Origin of the sequence: Pseudomonas sp. K8, assembly GCF_014889455.1 — a bacterium.
Taxonomy (GTDB): Bacteria; Pseudomonadota; Gammaproteobacteria; order Pseudomonadales; family Pseudomonadaceae; genus Aquipseudomonas; species Aquipseudomonas veronii.
The window spans coordinates 1-760 of the sequence record NZ_VJWO01000145.1 but is presented as its reverse complement, the minus strand read 5'-3'; the positions used below and the strand labels follow the sequence as shown (position 1 = coordinate 760).

Annotated in this window: 1 protein-coding gene; it reads right to left on the bottom strand. The window is 70.9% G+C overall.

Annotated elements, in window-relative coordinates:
- The coding region (locus INT12_RS30635) for a S46 family peptidase (RefSeq protein WP_193059199.1) at positions 1-760 on the bottom strand (760 nt) is incomplete at both ends.

The following is a 760-nucleotide window of genomic DNA, read 5'->3' as shown; positions in this document are numbered from 1 at the left end:
GCTCGCCTTCGCGCTCCTTGCGCTGGTCTTCCAGGCGCAGCTGCGCGGCCACCAGCGGGCCGGCCAGGTCGATCAGCGGGTCGTGCGCCAATGCCTTGCCTTCCTTCGCAGCGGCGAAGCGGCCCAGGCGTTCGGCTTCATCACCCAGCCGGGTGCCGCTGTACAGCGCGTCCAGCGCCTTGGCCAGCGCGGCCGGGGTACGGCCGAAGGCGGCGTCGAACTCGGGCACGCGCTGCGCATCGGGCAGCTGCTGGTAGCGGGTCAGCAGGTCGGTCAGCAGCGCCTTCTCCACGGCCGGCGCGTAACGGCGCTGGACCTGCTTCAGGGTGCCTTCGATCAGCGCCTGGTCGCGCTGCTGGTAGCCGCTTTCGCGCTCGGCATCGGGCTTGGCCGATTCAATGCGCAGGCGCTGCAGCAGCAGCGCCGAACGCAGCAGCTGGCTCTGCGCAGCGGCCTGCTCCAGCACGAAATCGCGCTCGCCCATCGCCGCGCCCTGCGACAGCGAGCCCAGCAGCGCCTGGATGTCCGGCTGCCAGGCCGCATCGGTGGCCTTCAGCATCGCCGCCTCGTCGGTGGCGCGCTGGGTCTTGGCATCGCTGCGCAACAAGCCTTCCAGCTCGCCGGCGGCGCGCTTGCGGTTGTTCTTCAGCGACTGCAGCTGCGCGGCATAGCGGGTACGCGCCTGCGCATCCTTGGCGGTGGCCGCCTCGATGGTGTCGATCATCTGCTGGAACACCGCTACCCGGCGCGGCAGTACCGC